Below are 1,936 nucleotides of genomic sequence, written 5' to 3'. Positions count from 1 at the left end.
TTTTGTTGCCTTGCTAGTGGGCTTGGAGACTTGTATAACTGGCCACCCTCTGGGCAGACGTCTCCAACGCCGACGGAGCGGTCGGCTTCGTCCCCCCGGTGACCCGAGAAACCATCCGCCCGGAACTCCTCAAACACCTCACCGCCATGGCCGAAGGCAGACACCGCCTCCTCCTCGGCCTGGACGACACCGGCACCCCCGCCGCCACCGCCTTCTTCGGCTTCAACACCCACCGCCTCATGACCCACTGGGTCTGGCTCTACACGGTGATGGTCCACCCGTCCCACCAGGGCAAGGGCTACGGCCGCGACCTCATGAGGGCGGCCGAGACCGCGGCCCGCGACTTCGACGGCATAGACGCCATCCGCCTGTGCTGCCGAGGCGGCCGCGGCCTCGAACACTTCTACGCCTCCTGCGGTTACAAGGAGGTCGGCCGCGTCCCCGGCGCGATACGTGTAGCCCCCGGCGACCACCGCGACGACATCACGATGCTCCTGCCTCTGGTCTGAGGCCCCGCACCCCCGTGCAAGATCGCCCCCCGACCGTGCTTCACTGGACGATGCCCTGCGAACAACGGTGGCACTGTTCGGAACGGATACGGAAGAGTGGATTGAGATGCTCCGCTACACACTGATGCGCCTCGGTATCTTCGTGGGCTGCTTCGTGGTCGTCTGGGCCCTCGTCTACTCCGGTGTCGCCCCGCGCGGCCTCGGCGCGTCCAACGGCATGTGGATGGTCGTGCTCGCGCTCCTGGTCTCCGCGCCGATCAGCTTCGTCGCCCTCCGCAAGGAGCGCGACCGGGCCTCCGCGCGGATCGCCCCCCGCCTCGACCGCTCCATCGACCGCGTCAAGTCCAACCTCGCGGCCAACCGCGGCCAGGAGGACGAGGCCGACGACGCGGCACGGACTCCGGGCCCGGAGGCCACCGCCGAGGCCGACACGGCCGATGCGGCTGCCGTTCAGTCGGGCTCCGGCAAGGCCTCGTAGGCCGTGAGCGGACCGGCGGCAGGAGCGTTCGCCGGCCGGCAGAACAGGATCACCCGCCCTACGCCCGGGTCCCTCACCGGCGCCGGAACCGTACGCTTGCCCGCATGGGTGCTGTGAAGAGCAAACGGATGCCTCGTGCGGTACGGGAACAGCAAATGCTGGACGCGGCGGTGCGGACGTTCGGACAGCGGGGGTACCGGGCGGCCTCGATGGACGAGATCGCCGAACTGGCGGGCGTGTCCAAGCCGTTGGTGTACCTGTACCTGAACTCCAAGGAAGACCTCTTCACGGCCTGCATCCGCCGCGAGGCCAAGGCGCTCACCACGGCCGTACGCGCGGGTGTGAACCCCGAGCTGCCCGCCGACCGCCAACTCTGGGAGGGGCTGGGGGCGTTCTTCACGCACACCGCGCGCAATCCCGACGCCTGGGCCGTACTGCACCTCCAGGCCCGGACGCACGGGGAGCCCTTCGCCGCCGAAGTGGCGGCGATGCGGGAGGAGATGGTCGCGTTCGTGACCGGGCTGATCCTGGTCGCCGCGCGGGAGGCCCGCCGTGACCCGTCCCTGCCCGAGCGGGAGGTCGCCGGTCTCGCCGAGGGCCTCGTCGGCGCGGCCGAGGCGCTCGCCGCGTGGGCCAACGCCACGCCCGGCATCACCGCGCGCCAGGCCGCGACGACCCTGATGAACTTCGCGTGGGCCGGCCTGGGCGACCTGATGGAGGGCCGCCCGTGGGTACCGCCGGCTGCCGCGTGAGAGGGGGCGTGCGCGTCGCCGGGTGCGGGTCCGGTGGGGGCTGGTCGCGCAGTTCCCCGCGCCCCTGAAAAGCAGGGGCTGCGCCCCGTTAGGGGCGCGGGGAACTGCGCGAGAAGCCCCCACCCAGCCGCACTGGACCGACTCGCTCAGGCGACGAGCGGATACACATGCCCCCTCACATGAACACGCCCTCCACC

General features: G+C 70.8%; 3 protein-coding genes. All 3 read left to right on the top strand.

The genetic code is table 11. The annotated features are described in order from the left end of the window. Positions 1-38 precede the first annotated feature (38 nt). Positions 39-509: a GNAT family N-acetyltransferase gene (locus P1P70_RS44045; protein ID WP_319248041.1), complete on the top strand. Its 471-nt coding sequence runs from the start codon at positions 39-41 to the stop codon at positions 507-509. Between the two features lie 106 nt (positions 510-615). After that, complete coding sequence (locus P1P70_RS44040; RefSeq protein ID WP_319248040.1) at positions 616-987, top strand: DUF4229 domain-containing protein; 372 nt, start codon at positions 616-618, stop codon at positions 985-987. Between the two features lie 104 nt (positions 988-1,091). After that, complete coding sequence (locus P1P70_RS44035) at positions 1,092-1,739, top strand: TetR/AcrR family transcriptional regulator (protein WP_319248039.1); 648 nt, start codon at positions 1,092-1,094, stop codon at positions 1,737-1,739. Positions 1,740-1,936 lie beyond the last annotated feature (197 nt).

It is taken from the genome of Streptomyces sp. MB09-02B, from assembly GCF_033794485.1.
Taxonomy (GTDB): Bacteria; Actinomycetota; Actinomycetes; order Streptomycetales; family Streptomycetaceae; genus Streptomyces.
The sequence above is the reverse complement of the archived record's forward strand: the minus strand, read 5'-3'. Positions and strand labels throughout refer to the sequence as shown.

Excerpts from the sequence above, each read along its gene's own strand:
- P1P70_RS44040 (WP_319248040.1), top strand. The coding sequence starts at position 616 with ATGCTCCGCTACACACTGATGCGCCTCGGTATCTTCGTGGGCTGCTTC.
- P1P70_RS44035 (WP_319248039.1), top strand. The coding sequence starts at position 1,092 with ATGGGTGCTGTGAAGAGCAAACGGATGCCTCGTGCGGTACGGGAACAG.